Source organism: Sporosarcina sp. P16b, from assembly GCF_002743065.1.
GTDB lineage: Bacteria > Bacillota > Bacilli > Bacillales_A > Planococcaceae > Sporosarcina.
The window spans coordinates 124,021-142,112 of sequence record NZ_PDYO01000005.1 but is presented as its reverse complement, the minus strand read 5'-3'; the positions used below and the strand labels follow the sequence as shown (position 1 = coordinate 142,112).

At 41.2% G+C, this 18,092-nt stretch carries 16 protein-coding genes; 9 read left to right on the top strand and 7 right to left on the bottom strand.

Features of this window, described 5'->3' with window-relative positions; genetic code table 11:
* Positions 1 to 45: 45 nt before the first annotated feature.
* Complete coding sequence (locus CSV77_RS08505; RefSeq protein WP_099673048.1) at positions 46 to 360, bottom strand: MGMT family protein; 315 nt, start codon at positions 358 to 360, stop codon at positions 46 to 48.
* 124 nt (positions 361 to 484) lie between these two features.
* Between CSV77_RS08505 and kynU the strand changes: the two genes are divergently transcribed.
* The 5 genes from kynU (at position 485) to CSV77_RS08480 (ending at position 6,424) form a co-directional block, all read left to right on the top strand.
* Entirely contained in the window at positions 485 to 1,756 is a 1,272-nt protein-coding gene (kynU, locus tag CSV77_RS08500; protein ID WP_099673047.1) for a kynureninase, read from the top strand.
* The gene (kynB, locus tag CSV77_RS08495; RefSeq protein ID WP_099673046.1) at positions 1,753 to 2,385 is read left to right on the top strand and encodes an arylformamidase; all 633 of its coding nucleotides are present in this window, start codon (positions 1,753 to 1,755) and stop codon (positions 2,383 to 2,385) included. The genes kynU and kynB overlap by 4 nt, the downstream gene beginning before the upstream one ends.
* Positions 2,382 to 3,200, top strand: coding sequence for a tryptophan 2,3-dioxygenase (kynA, locus tag CSV77_RS08490; RefSeq protein WP_099673045.1), 819 nt, complete (start codon positions 2,382 to 2,384; stop codon positions 3,198 to 3,200). The genes kynB and kynA overlap by 4 nt, the downstream gene beginning before the upstream one ends.
* A 67-nt stretch (positions 3,201 to 3,267) precedes the next feature.
* Entirely contained in the window at positions 3,268 to 4,899 is a 1,632-nt protein-coding gene (locus tag CSV77_RS08485; RefSeq protein WP_099673044.1) for an S-layer homology domain-containing protein, read from the top strand.
* A 340-nt stretch (positions 4,900 to 5,239) separates the two neighbouring features.
* Positions 5,240 to 6,424, top strand: a complete 1,185-nt coding sequence (locus CSV77_RS08480; protein ID WP_099673043.1) for an MFS transporter — start codon at positions 5,240 to 5,242, stop codon at positions 6,422 to 6,424.
* 156 nt (positions 6,425 to 6,580) lie between these two features.
* Here CSV77_RS08480 and CSV77_RS08475 read toward each other — a convergent pair whose 3' ends face one another.
* Positions 6,581 to 7,771 carry a coenzyme F420-0:L-glutamate ligase gene (locus tag CSV77_RS08475; RefSeq protein ID WP_099630469.1) on the bottom strand — a complete coding sequence of 397 codons (1,191 nt, stop codon included), beginning with the start codon at positions 7,769 to 7,771 and terminating at the stop codon, positions 6,581 to 6,583.
* A 112-nt stretch (positions 7,772 to 7,883) separates the two neighbouring features.
* On the opposite strand from CSV77_RS08475, the gene CSV77_RS08470 reads away from it, so the two are divergent.
* Complete coding sequence (locus tag CSV77_RS08470) at positions 7,884 to 8,768, top strand: LysR family transcriptional regulator (protein ID WP_099673042.1); 885 nt, start codon at positions 7,884 to 7,886, stop codon at positions 8,766 to 8,768.
* Positions 8,769 to 8,860: 92 nt separating this feature from the next.
* Here CSV77_RS08470 and CSV77_RS08465 read toward each other — a convergent pair whose 3' ends face one another.
* The 5 genes from CSV77_RS08465 to CSV77_RS08445 form a co-directional block, all read right to left on the bottom strand.
* On the bottom strand, positions 8,861 to 10,918 hold the full coding sequence (locus CSV77_RS08465) for a catalase (protein WP_099673041.1): 2,058 nt from the start codon (positions 10,916 to 10,918) through the stop codon (positions 8,861 to 8,863).
* A gap of 71 nt (positions 10,919 to 10,989) precedes the next feature.
* Entirely contained in the window at positions 10,990 to 12,666 is a 1,677-nt protein-coding gene (locus CSV77_RS08460; RefSeq protein ID WP_233212206.1) for an ABC1 kinase family protein, read from the bottom strand.
* Positions 12,667 to 12,772: 106 nt separating this feature from the next.
* Positions 12,773 to 13,342: a manganese catalase family protein gene (locus CSV77_RS08455; protein ID WP_099673039.1), complete on the bottom strand. Its 570-nt coding sequence runs from the start codon at positions 13,340 to 13,342 to the stop codon at positions 12,773 to 12,775.
* 36 nt (positions 13,343 to 13,378) lie between these two features.
* Positions 13,379 to 13,642, bottom strand: coding sequence for a spore coat protein CotJB (locus CSV77_RS08450; RefSeq protein WP_099630474.1), 264 nt, complete (start codon positions 13,640 to 13,642; stop codon positions 13,379 to 13,381).
* Positions 13,642 to 13,857, bottom strand: a complete 216-nt coding sequence (locus tag CSV77_RS08445) for a spore coat associated protein CotJA (RefSeq protein ID WP_099630475.1) — start codon at positions 13,855 to 13,857, stop codon at positions 13,642 to 13,644. The genes CSV77_RS08450 and CSV77_RS08445 overlap by 1 nt, the downstream gene beginning before the upstream one ends.
* 278 nt (positions 13,858 to 14,135) lie before the next feature.
* On the opposite strand from CSV77_RS08445, the gene CSV77_RS08440 reads away from it, so the two are divergent.
* From CSV77_RS08440 to CSV77_RS08430, 3 genes are all read left to right on the top strand, one after another.
* On the top strand, positions 14,136 to 15,383 hold the full coding sequence (locus CSV77_RS08440; protein WP_099673038.1) for an EAL and HDOD domain-containing protein: 1,248 nt from the start codon (positions 14,136 to 14,138) through the stop codon (positions 15,381 to 15,383).
* A gap of 185 nt (positions 15,384 to 15,568) precedes the next feature.
* Positions 15,569 to 17,254, top strand: a complete 1,686-nt coding sequence (locus CSV77_RS08435) for a BCCT family transporter (RefSeq protein WP_099673037.1) — start codon at positions 15,569 to 15,571, stop codon at positions 17,252 to 17,254.
* Positions 17,255 to 17,315: 61 nt separating this feature from the next.
* Positions 17,316 to 18,092 carry an ABC transporter ATP-binding protein gene (locus CSV77_RS08430; RefSeq protein WP_099673036.1) on the top strand — a complete coding sequence of 259 codons (777 nt, stop codon included), beginning with the start codon at positions 17,316 to 17,318 and terminating at the stop codon, positions 18,090 to 18,092.

Sequence of the window (18,092 nt, the reverse complement as noted above, 5' to 3'; positions counted from 1 at the left end):
AAGTGATCATAACGATGTACTAACCGCTCATTAACATACTTCCTTTCAATCAGGGTGCCAGCGATACGTATCGAGAGAGACACGACCATTTTCGTTGAATTGAACACCTTCCGCGAGCAATCGTTCACGTTGCGTCTCGCCTTTACCTTCTGCATTTTCCGGAGTAGAGATCCCGCCTTGTGCATTAATGATGCGATGCCAAGGCAATTCATATTTAGCACTCATCGAATGTAAAATGCGTGAGATTTGTCTTGCGCCCCGAGGGTTGCCTGCTTCTGCGGCCACTTGTCCATAGGTCATCACACGACCTGGAGGAATAGCCTGAATGATTGCCACGGCCTGTTCTGTAAATGTTTCCATAGTGATGAAAGCCTCCTTTTCAATAAAGTCTAGTATAGAATGTCGCGGGAGGTCATGCCATTATTCAGACTACATATAAAGCCAGTATGGTATTATTTATGTACAGTTAGAAAGGAGAATATATATGAACTCCAATACATTAGAGTACGCAAAAACATTAGATCAGCAAGATTTACTAGCATCTTACAGAGAAGAATTTTATTTACCGTTAGAGAAAATCTACATGGATGGTAATTCACTTGGATTATTATCAAAGCGTGCAGAGAAAAAGTTATTCGAACTGTTAGACGCTTGGAAGACACTTGCAATTGATGGCTGGACGGAGGGAACGCATCCGTGGTTTTACATGGCAGAACAAATAGGTGGAAGAATGGCACCACTAGTGGGAGGTAAAAAATCCGAAGTGATTGCGACAGGTTCCACTACGACGAATCTACATCAAATGATTTCTACATTTTATCGACCTTCGAAGAAACGAATGAAAATACTAGCGGATGAATTAAATTTTCCGTCAGATATTTATGCGTTACAAAGTCAGATTCGTGTACAAGGCCTGGATCCGGAAGAGCATCTGGTTCGTGTGAAAAGTGAAGATGGTCTGACGTTGGATGAAAACCAAATCATTAATGCCATGACGGAGGATGTCGCATTGATTGTACTGCCATCCGTTTTATATCGTAGTGGTCAAGTACTAGATATGAAAATGCTTACGCAAGCGGCAAGAGAAAGAGATATTCCAATTGGATTCGATTTATCGCATTCGGTTGGATCTGTAACGCATGCACTTCACGATTGGGACGTAGATTTCGCTTTTTGGTGTACATATAAACACTTGAATGGCGGACCTGGATCCGTTGGCGGTTTATTCGTCAACGAAAGACATTTTGGTATAGAAGCAGGACTTGCAGGATGGTTCGGCTCCGATAAGATGAAGCAATTTGATATGAATCATAGAATGACGCCTGCAACAGATGCAGGTGCATACCAAATAGGCACACCGCATATATTGAGCCTGGCTCCGCTACTCGGTTCACTCGAAATGTTCGAGGAGCTTGGAATGGAGGGAATCCGTAAAAAGTCATTGAAACTGACAAGCTTTATGTTGAGTTGTATAGAGGATGAACTAGGTGCGTATTCTTTTGGTATTGGGAATCCACTAGATGATACGCGTGGAGGCCACTTATTGCTACAGCACAAGGAAGCAGCAAGAATCTGTCAAGCATTGAAAGCACAAGGCGTCGTTCCAGACTTCCGTGCACCTGATGGTATTAGATTAGCACCAGTTGCATTGTATAATTCATTCGAAGACATTTGGCAAACAGTACAAATCCTCAAAAAGATTATGCAAGAAGATCTATATAAACAGTTTCCGAATGAGCGCGGGGTGATTGCATGACGAATCAGTGGATCGATATTACACAACCTTTGAATCAACGTATTGCGGAGTGGCCTGGCGACACACCGTTTTCCTATGAAGTAGCCGTAACGAAAGAGCAATCCGGTTCCGTTAATATCGGCAAATTAACGATGAGTACGCATATCGGCACGCATACGGATGCACCTTTCCATTATGATGATGATGGCTTGAAAATCTTGGATTTACCAGTGGATTTGTATATTGGCAAAGCTTGTTTGGTAGATGTGACAGGAGTTAGCTGTGTGACAAAGGCAGACTTGGAGCCGTTTGATTTCGGAGGCGCAGAACGCTTATTATTGAAAACCGGGAGTCATCCAACATCAACGAAGTTTCCTGAGAACTTCACGGTTATCGGAGAGGATGTCGGACCGTTATTGAAAGAGCGGGGTATACGTCTAATTGGTGTGGATATGCCATCTGTTGATTCAGAGACTAGTAAAGATCTACCTGGTCACCATTCGTTATATCGCAATGATGTGATCATCATCGAGAATCTAGTATTGCATTCATTGGAAGAAGGATATTATGAATTAGTTGCATTACCATTGGCACTAGAAGATGCGGATGGAAGTCCCGTCCGTGCAGTCGTGAGGAGGTTGCAGCCATGAAGGAGAAGGGAATTCACACCGATTTTCGTGAATCGATGACGTACGGTGAGTATTTACATTTAGATAAGGTGCTATCGAGCCAAGAACGTTTGTCAGGACATCATGATGAAATGCTTTTCATCGTGATTCATCAAGTAAATGAATTGTGGATGAAGCTGATTTTACATGAGTTGGAATCAGCAATCGAATCAATTCAGCAAGATGAGTTACCGGAAGCGTTCAAAATGCTTGCTCGCGTCTCGAAAGTTCAGACTCAAATTATTCAAGCGTGGGATGTACTAGCTACGTTGACACCTGCCGAGTACATGGAATTTCGGGACAGTTTAGGTAAGGCCTCAGGGTTCCAATCCTATCAAAATCGTTTGATTGAGTTTGCTTTAGGTTATAAGCAACCACATATTATTAAAATCTATGAAAAGGATCCCGAGCTGTCAGCGAGATTAGCGAAAGCGTATCAAGCACCAGGAATTTACGATGTAGCTATTCAAGCGTTGGCACGTGCAGGCTTTGCTATCAATACGAACTTACTAACACGTGATTTTTCAATTACTTACGAAGGAGATCCGAGTGTTGCGGCTGCATGGCTTGAAGTCTATCGCAATGTAGATCAAAATTGGGATTTGTATCAATTGGCAGAAAAGCTAGTGGATATCGAAGACAGCCATCAACAATGGCGCTTTAGGCATATGAAAACAGTGGAGCGCATTATTGGTTTTAAGAAAGGTACAGGCGGCTCTTCGGGTGTTCATTATCTAAAATCTGTACTTGATCATCGCTTTTTTCCAGAACTGTGGGACGTTCGAACTGAGATTTGACAAACTGGCAAGCTAGCGACTATTATTAAAATTACAATAATCTGAAAATAGAAAGGTGGTATGTATAATGACCAAAAAGTCGTATAGCTATGTTGTGTTGGCATTTGCCTTAGTTTTGCAAATGGCTATCCTGCCGTTACAAGCGTCTGCTGCAGATCCTGAAAAAGCACCTACGTGGATTTCACCTATTAATTATTTAGCGCTTGGGGATTCATTAGCGGCGGGTGTCACACCGAATAACGAACTAGGTAAAGGCTATACAGACTTTTTAGCAGAGGAACTGGCTACAAGTGAAGTATTGCAAGCTAGCAATAAAGGGTTTTCGTACCCAGGCTATAAAACAGACGATGTCTTAAGGGATTTTGAGATGGATGTCACGAAGCCGATTGTAGGGATCGGACATTCTGATAAAACAGCTAGCCTTCATCAATCGGTGAAAGAAGCAGATCTCATTACGTTAACAATTGGCGCAAATGATGTGTTGCCAAAGTTTACGTTTGATGACAAAGGCACACCGCAATTCAACCCAGAGGAATTACAGGCAGCTATAATGAAAGTCGGGATGAATACGCAAAAGATCTTGGCTAAAATTTATCAACTGAACCCGGCTGCACAAGTATATGTGATGGGCTATTACAATCCATTCCCTTACTTGAGTCCACAAAACCAACCCGTAGTGAATCAGCTCGTCATAGCGTTAAATGACGCGATTAAAAAAGGCATGACAGGCACTACAGCACAGTTTGTAGAGACATCAAAGAAAATTGCCGAGGATCCTTATACGTACCTGCCTAATCCTAAAAATATTCATTTAAGTCAAGCGGGCTACAAAGTAGTGATGGAGGCTTTCCATAAATCATTGATGGAGAACTATTCATGGTTTGCCAAAGATGCGCTTACTGTCACAGCCAAAAATGCGACAACAGTAGAGTTAAACTGGAAACCGGTTATTGATACGGGAATGGTCTCGACGTATCAAGTCTTTGCTGGTGATAAAATGGTAGGCGAAGTGATGTCTCCTGTATTGTCCTATGAAATTACAGATCTTGAGCCGAATAAGGAGTATCACTTCTCTGTTCAAGCCGTTAATCAGAACGGCACGAGGAGCATACAACACTTGAATACTAAATACACAGTAGATAAAGAGCCAACCATGGTGTTTACAGATATCACAAATCATTGGGCTAAAGAAGTAATCGAAATGGCAGCACAGAAAGGTATTGTTAGTGGCTATGCAGACCACACTTTCCGACCGGACGCATCACTGACACGTGCACAAGCTATTTCAATCATTGTCCGTGCGCTAGATTTAAAACCTAAAAGCACAAAATGGGCATTTACTGATTTAGCAGATTACGCGGACAGCACCAAGATGGATATTCAAGCGGCTTACGATCATGATTTAGTAAATGGAGTCAATGGTCACTTCATGCCAAACAAGCCCATTACGCGTGCGCAGTTGGCATTGGTACTTAGCCGAACGTATGAAGTAGCAACTGGAAAGCCTTTCACTCCAACAGTGGCTGCACCGTTTACAGATATTCAGAAGTTCTCAAAAGACACACAGTGGGCAATAGCAGGTCTTTATCAAATGAATATCGCAACGGGAGACAATGGCAAATTCATGCCAAACCATCCCACAACGCGAGCACATGCTGCAAAAATGGTCGTTCATTCATTGGAAGCCATTGCACAATAATATACACGTCAAAAGGCAAACCTCACATCGGGGTTTGCCTTTTACTATTGTTCAGTTTAAGGATGTGGTACTACTCGAATGTCGATTAACGATATAGTTTATGTATGATTTCGGGTAAAATGACGTTAGCGGAAATTGCAGCACGTAGAAAAGTTGAAAATCGGAGTGTCATTAAAGTTGTCTAGCAAAACAAGGATGAACAACAATATCAAATAGTATGGTAGACTTGGAAGTGTTTTATGAGAATTTACTCGAAGATGCCACAGAGGAAGATTTAGAAGTGGGCATTCGTATAGAAAAACGAGCGAATAAAAATCTTCATAAATGAGAGAGTGGTAAAATGGAAAATAGGGCCATTTGGACAAAAGACTTTATCGTTATATCTATCATCAACTTCTTCTTAATGCTAGTAATGTATTTACTTATAGTTACCATTGGGCCTTATTCAGTGAAGGAGTATGGCGTATCAACTAGTGTTGCAGGTCTCGTGTCAGGTATTTTCATCATTGGGACACTTTGTGCACGCCTTGCAGTAGGTGGGTTAATAGAAAAGGTCGGTAGCCGGAGGATTCTATTGATAGGATTGTTAGTCTCTGTATTGGCATCCGTCTTTTATCTTGGTGTAGAAAACTTACCACTATTGATGGTAAACCGATTCTTTCATGGAGTTGGACTTGGTATATCTTCGACCGCCACTGGCACGATGGTAGCTCAAATGCTACCCCCTTCACGTCGAGGTGAAGGTATTGGGTATTTCAGTTTAAGCTCGGTCCTGGCTACAGCGGTTGGGCCGTTTTTCGGTATTTTCCTAAGTCAGCACTATCATTTCACCGTACTCTTTATGTTTTGTCTAGCACTCAGTGTTAGTTGTGCAGCCATGTTCTCTTTTGTTAAGAAAAACCCTATGGTCATGCCTAAAAAGAATGGACAAACACCAACAAAGAAATTTAGAGTTAACGGATTAGTAGAAGTGCGCGCATTACCGATCGCGTTCGTGACTTTGTTAGCTGCTATTGCTTATTCTGGTGTGCTGTCATTCATTTCGTTCTATGCAGCGGAACTCAACTTAGTCAGTGCAGCCAGCTTCTTCTTTTTAGTATACGCCATTGCTGTATTGCTCTCGAGACCATACACGGGAAAACTATTGGATGTAAAGGGGAGTAAGTTTGTCGTCTATCCTTCATTATCATTATTTGCTGGCGGCTTGTTATTATTAAGTGAGACAAATGCAGGTTGGATGCTATTGCTTGCGGGTGGTGTTCTTGGACTCGGGTTTGGAAACTTTCAATCATGTGCGCAAGCGATTGCGTTGCAAGGCGTTAAACCTGAGCGCTTAGGTGTTGCTACATCCACGTTCTTCATCTTCTTGGACATGGGTTTTGGCTTTGGTCCGTATGTACTCGGATTGCTTGTACCGATTATCGGCTACCAACAAATGTATTTGGTTCTCATGGTTGTAGTACTAATCGCGCTTGGCTTATTCATGCTATTCAGTCAGATGCGCCAACGTGCTATCGTGGAATGAAATGTTAAACTGTATGAAAAGACACTACATGATAGTAGTGTCTTTTCATATGAACTTCACGTAAATTACGTCCATTGTAGCATAGAAAGATCTGTTTATAATACATGGGCGATAAAATAAAGAAACACCTGTGAGGATGCTCACAGGTGTAATTTGTTAGTTTGTGAAGTTATCGAAATAGCCTTGAATAAAGACAATAGGGGTACCTTTGTCTCCGCTACCTGAAGTCAAATCTGATAAGGATCCGATTAAATCCGTTAGCTTACGAGGAGTTGTTCCTTGTGACGCCATAGATCCCATTAAATTTGAATCTTTGTTCTCGATGAATTCGGACACAGCATTCTTTAATTCTTCTCCGCGTAATTCAGAGAAATCATTATCGGCTAAGTATTTTAGTTTCACTTCATTTGGAATACCGTCAAGCCCGTCTGTGTATGCAGGGGATACAACTGGATCAGCCAGTTCCCAAATCTTACCCACTGGATCTTTAAATGCGCCATCTCCGTAAATCATCACTTCAATATGCTTGCCTGTTTCTTTTTTTAACATGTTCTGAATGTTATCCACTATAGGCTGACAGCTATGAGGGAACAATTTGATACTGTCCTCTTGCGCTTTGTTTGCGCCAAGTAATCCGAACTCTTCATTGTATCCACTGCCGTCAATAGAAGTTCTCAAGATATCATCCAAACCGTAAATCTTTTCGGCACCGTTTGCTTCCAAAATGCGCTTTGTTCTGAAGCGTGAGTGAATATCGCAAGTCAATACAGTTTTTGTATAATCTAAAATCGTTCGCGCGTTATTGGAGAATATAACTTCATGTTCAACACCGAACTCGTCCATCAATGATTTATAGTATTCAATATAGTCAACACCTGTGAATGGGTGTTTATTATCACCGAAATGTTCACGGAACTCAGCTTCAGTCAATACGTCAGTCCACGGGTTAACTCCCTTTTCATCTAGACGATCAAGCTCGACTAAGTGGTTACCCACCTCATCGGAAGGGTAGCTAAGCATTAAAACGATTTTCTTCGCACCTTTTGCAATACCGCGTAAGCAGTTTCCAAAGCGGTTACGACTAAGAATAGGGAAAATAACGCCAATAGTATCATTACCGAATTTCGCTTCAACATCTTTTGCGATATCATCGATTGTTGCATAATTTCCTTGTGCACGCGCTACGATCGATTCCGTGATGGATACGATATCTTTGTCTTGAAACGTAATATTTTCTTTTTCAGAAGCTTCTAATACACTATCCACTACGATTTGATCAATATTGTCACCTTCATTAATAATTGGGCAACGCAATCCTCTAACAACCGTTCCAACAACTCTTCCCAAAACAATCGCTCCTTAGTGAAACTCAATTTGAACTCTCTTCTTTGTATTATACCGTCCATTTATGATATAAGTAAAATTAATATACTTAATAAGGGATATAAGGAGAGTTTATATGTCGATCAACTTAGAGTGGTATAAAGTCTTCCGTACAGTTGTGCATAATGAAAGCTTCTCAAAAGCCGCCCGAAGTTTATTTATGACACAACCTGCTGTCAGTCAAATCATATCGCAGCTAGAAGGGGCATTGGATACACGTCTATTCAATCGTACATCCAAAGGAGTGTCATTGACCGATGAAGGCTCCTTGCTCTACGAGTATGTCAATTCGGCACTGAATTTAATCGAGGCAGGCAATGAAAAGTTGCAGGAATTGAAGAATCTATCATCGGGTGAATTAAAAATAGGGGTAGGGGACACGATCTCGCGTTATTATCTGCTCCCCTATCTGGAAGCTTTTCATACGAGTTTTCCGGGTATCCGTTTCAAAATTATTAATGGTACTACATTAGAGCTAATCGCCGCGTTGAAATCTGGCGAAGTGGATATTGCAGTTTGTAATTTTCCAATAGAAGATGATTCGTTGGAGAAGCGTGTTTGTTTCGATGTGCAGGATACCTTCGTTTATGGCGAACGATTTAAAAAGTTGTTTTTGAAACCTGTGCCTTTGCATGAGCTTTCGAGGTTGCCTTTGATATTACTGGAGTCGAAATCCAATTCGCGGCAGTATGTAGAGGAGTTTCTGTTGAAGGAAGGTGTAAAGATTGATCCTGAATTTGAACTGGGGTCGCATGAGTTGTTGCTGGAATTTGCTCAAATTAATTTGGGCATTGCGTGTGTGGTGAAAGAATTCTCGGAAGAATACTTAGAACGTGGCATGCTACAGGAAGTAGAATTTCTGAAAGCCATACCAAAGCGGAGCATCGGCGTATGCTACCTAAAGGCGGTATCTTTATCACCAGCAGCCTCGAAGTTTATTGGCATATTGGAGAAGAAGTAGACAAGTAACACGTTACTAATTATTAACTTAAACCTGTGCATAAAAAGGCTGCCGCAAAAAGTGGATCTTCTTGCGACAGCCTTAGTTTGTGATTATGCGTAAATATTACGATCCCAGAAACGGTGGTGTGCAACTGCCTCAACCCACTGCTTGCCTTCACCTGAAACCGTCAAGTTCGTCAGAATGCCAGGACCTGGTTTGACTTTTGTCTTCTCCATCAACCCTTTAGCCGCTGGAGCAGAGCCAATTGGTTTGAAATGCATATACGCTTCATTGACGAAATCAGCGACATCCGCCTCGAACTTCTGTTGTTGCTTCGCCTGTCCGCCGACGACATACAACGCATCGTATAGGACGGAGTGAACTGTCAACAACGTTTCGTCTACATCGACTGTAGCTCCGTTCTTACCCGTAAGCTTGCCAAACTTCTCGCTCACAATATCAATCGTCATACCTGCATCCAATGAAGCTTTCAAAAATGGCTCAAGTGCTTCATCGTCAAACTGGTCTGCGATCAATACCGCCACTGTACGAGTATCCGGCACCTTCACCATGTTTTCCTGACTAAGGGCAGGGGAAGACTTAGATTCAGTGGACTGCGCAACATCTGTTGGTGCCTCGACACCCACTGCATCTGCAACTTGGGTGGCCATATCCATATCGACATTAGCAAACATATCTACGGCTTGTTTTCTCACATTCATATCATTCACTTTTCCAATTTCAAAGCTGAATGCGGCGATGATATGCTCTTTTTCCGGGTCAGACATACTATTCCAAAATAAACGGGCTTGTGAAAAGTGGTCCTTAAACGAATCGCTTCGCGCTTGTACTTTGCGGCCCTCTACCTTCTCTTGGTAATGTACATATCCGCCGTCTTCCCCGGGAGTCGTATCGGGTTTATTGTTGGATAAAGAATTTTTATGATAGTGAGTTTGTCCGACATTGATCGTCTGTCTACCATATCCGTCACGCTGGTTATTATGGAACGGACAGACTGGTCGGTTGATAGGCAACTCATGGAAATTAGGTCCGCCAAGACGTATTAACTGTGTATCTGTATAAGAGAATAATCTACCTTGTAGCAATGGATCGTTCGAGAAATCAATTCCCGGCACAACATTACCTGGATGGAATGCAACTTGCTCCATTTCTGCAAACACATTGTCTACATTTCGGTTTAACGTCATTTTCCCAATGATTTTTACCGGAATATCTTCTTCAGGCCATAGCTTGGTAGGATCTAAAATATCAAAATCAAATTTGAATTCATCTTTTTCTTCTAGTAATTGTACGCCAAGTTCAAATTCCACGAAATTTCCATTTTCAATCGATTCCCATAAATCACGGCGGTGGAAGTCCGGGTCTTTCCCGTTAATCTTCTGCGCTTCATCCCAAACTAATGAGTGGGCACCGAGCTTTGGCTTCCAATGAAATTTCACAAAATGAGCTTCACCTTGTTCGTTTACGAAGCGAAACGTGTGTACACCAAAACCTTCCATCATACGGAAGCTCCGTGGAATTGCACGATCGGACATTTGCCACATGACCATATGTGCGGATTCTTGATTATTCGCTACGTAATCCCAGAATGTATCATGTGCAGACGCAGCTTGCGGCATTTCATTATGTGGCTCAGGCTTCACGGCATGTATTAGGTCTGGAAATTTAATAGCGTCTTGAATAAAGAATACCGGTATATTATTTCCGACTAAATCATAGTTCCCTTCTTGCGTATAAAACTTCACAGCGAAACCTCGTGCGTCACGCACTGTTTCAGCAGAACCTTTACTTCCTGCTACACTAGAGAATCTGGTGAATACAGGAGTTTTGACACCTGGTTCTTGTAAGAATCCTGCTTTCGTATATTTCTTCATGGACTCATAGACTTCGAATTCACCATGTGCCGCAAAGCCTCGTGCATGAACAACCCGCTCAGGAATTCGTTCGTGGTCAAAATGCGTCATTTTCTCTCGGAAATGGAAATCCTCCATCAATGTTGGACCACGTGTCCCTACTTTTAGTGAATGCTCATCCTCTGAAATCTTTAAACCTTGATTTGTTGTCATAGAATGTTTGTCGTCATATGCACGGAATGTCTCCAATTGTTTGTTTTTACTCTCTTCGTTTACTTGATGTTCTTTCTTCACATAAAATCCTCCCATCGAAAAATAGTAATCTGCTATTCTTATTCCCCAATTGCCGGGAGGTAAACAGAGGACTATATTCTTCCGGAACGAATGATGGAAAATAGCAGATAAATAAACATTAGCGATGCGATGATCGCGCCGACTTCAATAAGTGGCAATTTTAAGAAGAGCGCAGTTTGCCCAGCGATAGCAGAACCGATAATCAGTCCAACCATAAGAATACTAAACGCCAATAACACAATACTTAATGAAAGGCGGTTCGCAATTTTATCGAGTCGGCGAAAAATGATATTCGTTTGCTTCAAGCCTACATCCAATTCTACTTTACCTTTTTGTATAGTTTTGATGGCTTTTTTCATATCGTTAGGCAATTCGGATAAAACTTCGGCATTCCTGATAAAAGTGTGCCAACCATTTTCCAGTAGATAGCGTGGGTCAAATTGTTTAAATACCATCTTTTTACCATACGGTTCAATAGCTTTCATAATGCTGAATGAAGGATCCAACTTTCCTAGTACACCTTCAAGTGTAAGAATCACTTTGACAAGAATAGCGATTTCATTCGGTAAGCGTATTCGGTGTCGATAAGCAATTGAGAAAATTTCCATGAATACATTGCCTAACCTTAAATCCGTAAGTGACGTCTCATAATACTTTCGCTGAATAATCTGCAAATCACGATATAATGCATCGGTGTTAGTGTTTTCATGCAAAATATTCATAGCTTCGAAGACATCGATTATTCTAGCAATATTACCTTTTTGCAATGCAATAAGTAAGGAAATGAAATGATAAGTCATTTCTTTACTTAGTTGGCCGACCATACCGAAATCTACATAATGAATAACGTTTCCAGGTGCAATGAAGATATTACCTGGATGAGGATCACCGTGGAAAAAGCCATTTTCCATTACTTGAGAAAGCATGGAATCCGCAATTCTTTCTGCAATAACTTGGCGATTATATCCTTCGCGGTCCAGTTGACCGATATTGCTCACTTTAATACCGGTGACCAATCCTGCCGTTAAAACCACACGTGTAGTGTATTCATCGTACACAACAGGAACTTGAATAGTAGGGTCTTTTGCAAATTGTTGCGAGATTCGTTCTGCGTTACGACCTTCTAGTTGATAGTCTAGTTCTTCCCGTAGAGAGTGAGAGAACTCATAAATTAAGTCTTTTATATGATACGCTTTCGCCCAGTCCATATTCTTCTCAAGAAATCCTGCCAAGTCGTGCAAGATTGCTAAGTCCGTATTGATCTGTTGTTGGATATTAGGCCGCTGTACTTTCACTGCTACTTGTTCACCGCTAGGCAAGCGAGCGGTATGCACTTGGCCTATGGAAGCCGAGGCAAGTGGTTTTTCATTGAATTCCAAGAAGAGTTCTTCAATTGTTCCACCTAATTGATGTTCAATTATTTCTTTTACGACTTCAAATGGGAAGGACTCTACATGGTCCTGTAGTTTTTCAAGTTCTGAAGCAATTTCCTCTGGTACTAAATCACGACGGCCGCTGGCAATTTGTCCAAGCTTAACAAAAGTTGGTCCAAGTTGTTCCAATGCAGTTCTTAATTTTTTGCCAACGTGGTATAAATTTAGATCAACTTGTTCATCCGTAGAAGTAAACTTTCGATCGGTCAGTCCAAGTCGAAATAAGATATGACTGAATCCATTTCTCAAAAAGACATTAATAATTTCTTGTGAACGATGTGCGTTTTTCATTCTTCGTTTTAACAAAAAGAACACCTCCGTATCAACCCTCTCTACAAAAGATACCATTGAATCCCTGTTATTAAACACTAAAAAGGTCTCCTTCTCTCTATTGAAAAGAGAAAAAGGAGACCCATTCATATTAGAAGATTTTTTTCCTGTCCCGTTCATCTTTCAAGATTTCGACCGCTTCGCGGAAACGCAGGGAATGCACGTTTTCTCTTTCTCTTAGAAATTTAAGAGAATCATTAATCCATGCATCGTCTGAGACATTGATGATCCATTGATACGTAGCGCGTGCTTTTTCTTCCGCTGCGATATCTTCATACAGATCAGCTATTGGATCTCCCTTTGCCTGGATATACGTAGTCGTGAAGGGTACACCGCCCGCATTTTCATAAAACAACGCATGGCCGTGATTGACGTAATGTGGACCAAGTCCGGCTTCTTCAAGTTGTTCAGGGGTCGCATCTTTCGTTAATTTGTAAATCATAGTGGCAAGCATCTCCAAATGGGAAAACTCTTCAGTTGCAATATCATTCAGTACACCGATGACCTTATCAGGAACGGTGTATCGCTGATTCATATAGCGTAAAGCAGCAGCCAGTTCGCCATCTGCACCGCCATATTGCTCTGCAATGTATCTCGCAAGTTTTGGGTTACACTCTTTGACTTCTACCGGATACAATAACTTTTTCTCATAGACCCACATTAACATTCCCTCCAGTAACATAGTGCATATTTGAGACTACATTTGCCATGGCCAAGGTGCTTGGTTCCAGCGCCAGCCCGTATCTATTGCTTGTTCCGATGGTATGGAATGTAAGGAAAGCGGTCCGAAACGCTTTTCGTACATTTTTCTCAGACTTGCTGCTTCTTTAATGGCAAGTCGCCATTGCGTAAGTGCTTCCTGATCGTCAGGATGCGTGTTGGTGTAGAGTGTCAGTTCGACTACCACAAAATCGGCTTGCTGCACATTCTTCAACATGTCTCTTCGTTCGGTTGCATCCATTAGGAGATCCCCTCCCTTTTTGAATAGCCGTCAACTAGCGCTGGCCACAACGACCCATGTTGCAGGGCTTCAGCAGGTGAAAATTGTGGAAGTGACGCGGGTTGAAAATTCATGAAAAGCTGAGGCGGCAAGGAAAATGTTTTAACTAGTACAGGTGGACACGGATCGCATGGAGAAATATACGGTTCATAACTTCCTCTGAACGTATCATCCATTCGTTATCAACTCCTCTTCGCAAGATATGTAATGATCTTATGGTATATGACTAAAGATAATCCCTCCGTGTAACAAATAAAGTGATCACGGTAATAGATGGCTCTTAGTATAGTTATATCTAATTAATATATTTATTAATAATGAATATTCTAGTACAATAGAAGGAGTAATAAATTATCTGAATGAATTAATTGTGGGAATATGTAGCTTCAGTAATGCCCTAAGATGAATACATATAATGAAGGGGACGTTCAAATGAAACACGGAGATGGAATAGATGGATGATTACTCCATATTTATCGGAAGACAGCCAATCTTAAATCGATCAGGAGAGATTTATGCATATGAACTATTGTATCGAAATAGCGAAGAAAACTTCTTTCCAGATATAAATCCTGAACAGGCTACAATCGGTCTATTGATTAATACTTTTCTCTCCGTTGGAATAGATCAGGTGACGAGCGGTGTGCGTTCGTTCATAAATTTCTCAGGTGAACTACTTGCGCAGGATGTATTTATGAGTCTGAACCCTGATCAGGTAGTGATTGAGATTCTGGAAGACGTGGAAATAACGTCTGCTTTGTTACGTCGGTTACAGATGTTTAAGGAAGCGGGATTTACGCTGGCGCTGGATGATTTTATTTTACAAGAACAATATGTTACATATTCTCAGTTATTTGAACTCGTGGACATTATTAAAGTAGATTTCATGCAAACGAGTATAGAGGAGAAACATCGCATCATCGCATTTTTGAAAAGCTATCCATCGATCACCTTATTAGCAGAAAAAGTTGAGACGGAGGCTGATTACCAGCTTGCATTGAAGAGTGGTTATGATTTGTTTCAAGGCTATTTTTTCGCAAAACCCGACATTATTAAAGGTGCGGAAATTCCATCTAATACATTAACCCATTTGCAAATTATTAAATATTTCCAAAATGATTCCCAGTCTATCAATCAGCTATCCGATTTAATCATGCGCGATGTATCGATTTCCTATAAATTATTACGCTTTATAAACTCATTAGCCTTCGATATACCGCGCCAAATCAGCTCCATTAAGCAAGCGATTATGATGATCGGGTTAAATGAGACAAAGAAATGGCTACAAGTTTTGATGTTGCATGAGTTAGGTCAAGGTCTACGAGATGGTCGTGTTAAAGCACTGATTGAATTATCACTTCGTCGCGCACGGGCATGTGAACTGCTAGCGAAGTATAAAAGAAAACCAAATAAAGACGAATATTTTCTTACAGGTATGTTTTCATTAATTGACGCAGTGATGCAGCGTAAATGGGAAGATGTTTTGCCACTACTTTCTTTATCTGATGTCATTATGGATACGTTAAATGGCAAGCCAACTGAAATGAGCCCTTACATGGAGCTAATAGAAGCAGTAGAGCACTTCAATTGGGAATCAGTAGAGCGGATTTCACGTCACCTGGCAATCCCTAAGAAAGAATTAAGCGAAATTTTTCTACAAGCCTTGCACTGGTCGTACGGAATAGAGAATGAAGCACACTGAATACATATGGAAAAAGGCATTTTCTCTTGAAGATGTCTTTTTTGATGTGTAATATAGACTGTTATAATCTATTTGGTAATTTCTAATTCTGTTATTTATATAGGCAGAAGTACGTTATATCTCTGGAAATCGGGGTAAAGAGTGTAGTGAGAGAGTTACCAAATGAACACTAGGAGTCGATAAGTTTGGACAAAAAGTTCTGGAAAAATCCCGTGTTCTCTATTTCTGCCGTATTTATCCTTATACTCGTCGTATTAGGAGCGACTATACCTGGACGGTTTGGTGTGGTTGCCGAAAGGCTTTTTCATTTCACGACAGATAACTTTGGATGGTTCTATTTACTTGCTGTATTTATTGTCATTATTTTTTTAGTTGGATTGACAATTAGTAAATTTGGAGCTATTCGTTTGGGTGGAGATTCAGAACGCCCAGAATATCCATTTTTCACGTGGATTGGCATGCTCTTTTCTGCCGGTTTCGGCGTAGGGCTAGTGTTCTGGGGTGTGGCGGAACCAATGAGTCACTATTTCAAGTCGCCTATTGCAGGTATTGAATCACATACGGAAGAGGCAGCACGCGTTGCGATGGGGTATTCTTTCTTCCACTGGGGCATTTCACAATGGGCCATCTTTGGTATAGTAGGACTGGTTATTGGGTTTCTCCAGTTCCGGAAAAAGAAGGACGGTTTGATTTCAACGGCGCTTGAGCCTTTGATCGGAAGTAATCGTCACGTGAAGACAGGTATCGATTCATTTGCGGTAATAGCAACTGTCATGGGTATTGCTACTTCGCTTGGCATGGGTGTTTTACAGATGAGTGGTGGACTGGAGTATGTCTTTAATATTAAGAGTACGTTTACGATTCAACTGCTGATCATTGCCGTAGTGTTCGCAGCATACATGACGTCCGCAGCTTCAGGCCTAAGTAAAGGTATTGCATATCTAGGTAACTTTAACTTGGGTATGGCGATTGCATTATTACTATTCTTCTTTTTGGTAGGACCGAAAGTATTTATATTGGAAACCTTTACGCTGGCGATTGGAGATTATATTAATAATTTCATTACGTACAGTTTGCGTCTTCAGCCTTATCAAGGCGGCACGTGGGTGAAAGATTGGACTATTTTCTACTGGGCTTGGACGATCGCTTGGTCTCCTTTCGTAGGTGCATTCGTTGCACGTGTATCGAAGGGACGAACAATTAGAGAATTCATCATGGGTGTGATGGTCATTCCACCAGCCTTTTCTTGTATGTGGATTGCGACACTCGGTGGAACTGCACTATACAGTGATTTGCGTAATGGTACACAAATCGCACAAGAAGTAGACAAGGATGTCACGTCAGCTATTTTCGCGACGCTTCAACACTTGCCGATGACGGGTCTCGTATCGTTCTTGGCGATTGTGTTAATTTTCACATTTTTGATTACGTCCGCTGACTCAGCAACGTATATTCTAGCAAGTATGACAACGCGTGGCAGTTTATTCCCTCCATTAATTGTAAAGTTCATCTGGGGATTCCTAATGACTGCAATTGCGGCTGCATTATTGTATGCAGGTGGGTTGGAAGCTTTGCAATCAGCATCACTTGTGTCTGCCTTGCCGTTTACCTTACTTCTTCTATTACTGATCTTCTCATTGGCAAAGCTACTAGCCAGGGAACCGATTACAGTCAGACCGACAGATATTCGCCAATTTGAACATGTAGAAGGCGAAGTCAAGAAAAAACGTAAACGGAAAGAAAGTGAAAAAGAAAAGAGAGCACGCAGAGAAGCAGAAAGGGCAAGAAGAATAAAAGAGAAAAACGATAGAAAATATCAAGAGCTAGAAAAGAAAAAGTATATTGAAGTAGAGAAAGAAAAGAACAAATAGAAAAGGCCGGTTCGTAGCGTTTAGCACGAACCGGTCTTTTATCACAGAGAGGAGAATATGTGTGGCGATTGTAAAAGTTAAAGACGTTCAATTTAATAGAGACGATAATCAAATCTTGCAAGGTATAACTTGGGAAATTGAGCAAGGGCAGCAGTGGGGGATGCTTGGCTTGAATGGCTCGGGTAAGACATCGTTATTATCCATTATTTCTACATATGAAATCCCTTCCAGTGGTGAAGTAGAGGTGCTAGGCAAACAGTTTGGAAGCGCATATTTACCTGAATTACGTAAAAAGATCGGCTTTGTCAGTAGTTCATTGGAAAAATTCTCTGATTACTTCTGGAATGAATCGATAGAGCGAATTATCATCAGTGGTAAATATGCGAGCTTCGGCATTTATGATGAAATTAAAGCAGAAGACTGGATACGTGCCGATTATTTAGTAAAGGATTTTCGTTTGAACCATGTGAAAGGAAAGAAATTCAGACTTCTTTCTGAAGGTGAAAAACGTCGTGTGCTGATCGCACGCGCTTTGATGGGTGATCCAGAACTATTGATTTTGGATGAGCCGTGTTCTGGGTTGGATGTTTTGGCAAGAGAGCAATTTCTTGATTCGCTTGAAATAGCTGCAAAACAGAATGTGCATCTCGTTTATGTCACACATCATATAGAAGAACTCGTGCCCGAAATTACCCATGTACTATTACTGAAAGAAGGAAAAGTTGTAGCCAATGGCCCTAAAAAAGAAGTTTTGACAGATGAATTGCTATCAGAAACGTTTCAAGTTCCTGTAACGATCGAGTGGCATGCTGAACGACCTTATATTTCAATGAATTAA

Excerpts from the sequence above, each read along its gene's own strand:
- CSV77_RS08505 (WP_099673048.1), bottom strand. The coding sequence starts at position 360 with ATGGAAACATTTACAGAACAGGCCGTGGCAATCATTCAGGCTATTCCT.
- kynU (WP_099673047.1), top strand. The coding sequence starts at position 485 with ATGAACTCCAATACATTAGAGTACGCAAAAACATTAGATCAGCAAGAT.
- kynB (WP_099673046.1), top strand. The coding sequence starts at position 1,753 with ATGACGAATCAGTGGATCGATATTACACAACCTTTGAATCAACGTATT.
- kynA (WP_099673045.1), top strand. The coding sequence starts at position 2,382 with ATGAAGGAGAAGGGAATTCACACCGATTTTCGTGAATCGATGACGTAC.
- CSV77_RS08485 (WP_099673044.1), top strand. The coding sequence starts at position 3,268 with ATGACCAAAAAGTCGTATAGCTATGTTGTGTTGGCATTTGCCTTAGTT.
- CSV77_RS08480 (WP_099673043.1), top strand. The coding sequence starts at position 5,240 with ATGGAAAATAGGGCCATTTGGACAAAAGACTTTATCGTTATATCTATC.
- CSV77_RS08470 (WP_099673042.1), top strand. The coding sequence starts at position 7,884 with ATGTCGATCAACTTAGAGTGGTATAAAGTCTTCCGTACAGTTGTGCAT.
- CSV77_RS08455 (WP_099673039.1), bottom strand. The coding sequence starts at position 13,342 with ATGTGGGTCTATGAGAAAAAGTTATTGTATCCGGTAGAAGTCAAAGAG.
- CSV77_RS08450 (WP_099630474.1), bottom strand. The coding sequence starts at position 13,642 with ATGGATGCAACCGAACGAAGAGACATGTTGAAGAATGTGCAGCAAGCC.
- CSV77_RS08445 (WP_099630475.1), bottom strand. The coding sequence starts at position 13,857 with ATGGATGATACGTTCAGAGGAAGTTATGAACCGTATATTTCTCCATGC.
- CSV77_RS08440 (WP_099673038.1), top strand. The coding sequence starts at position 14,136 with ATGGATGATTACTCCATATTTATCGGAAGACAGCCAATCTTAAATCGA.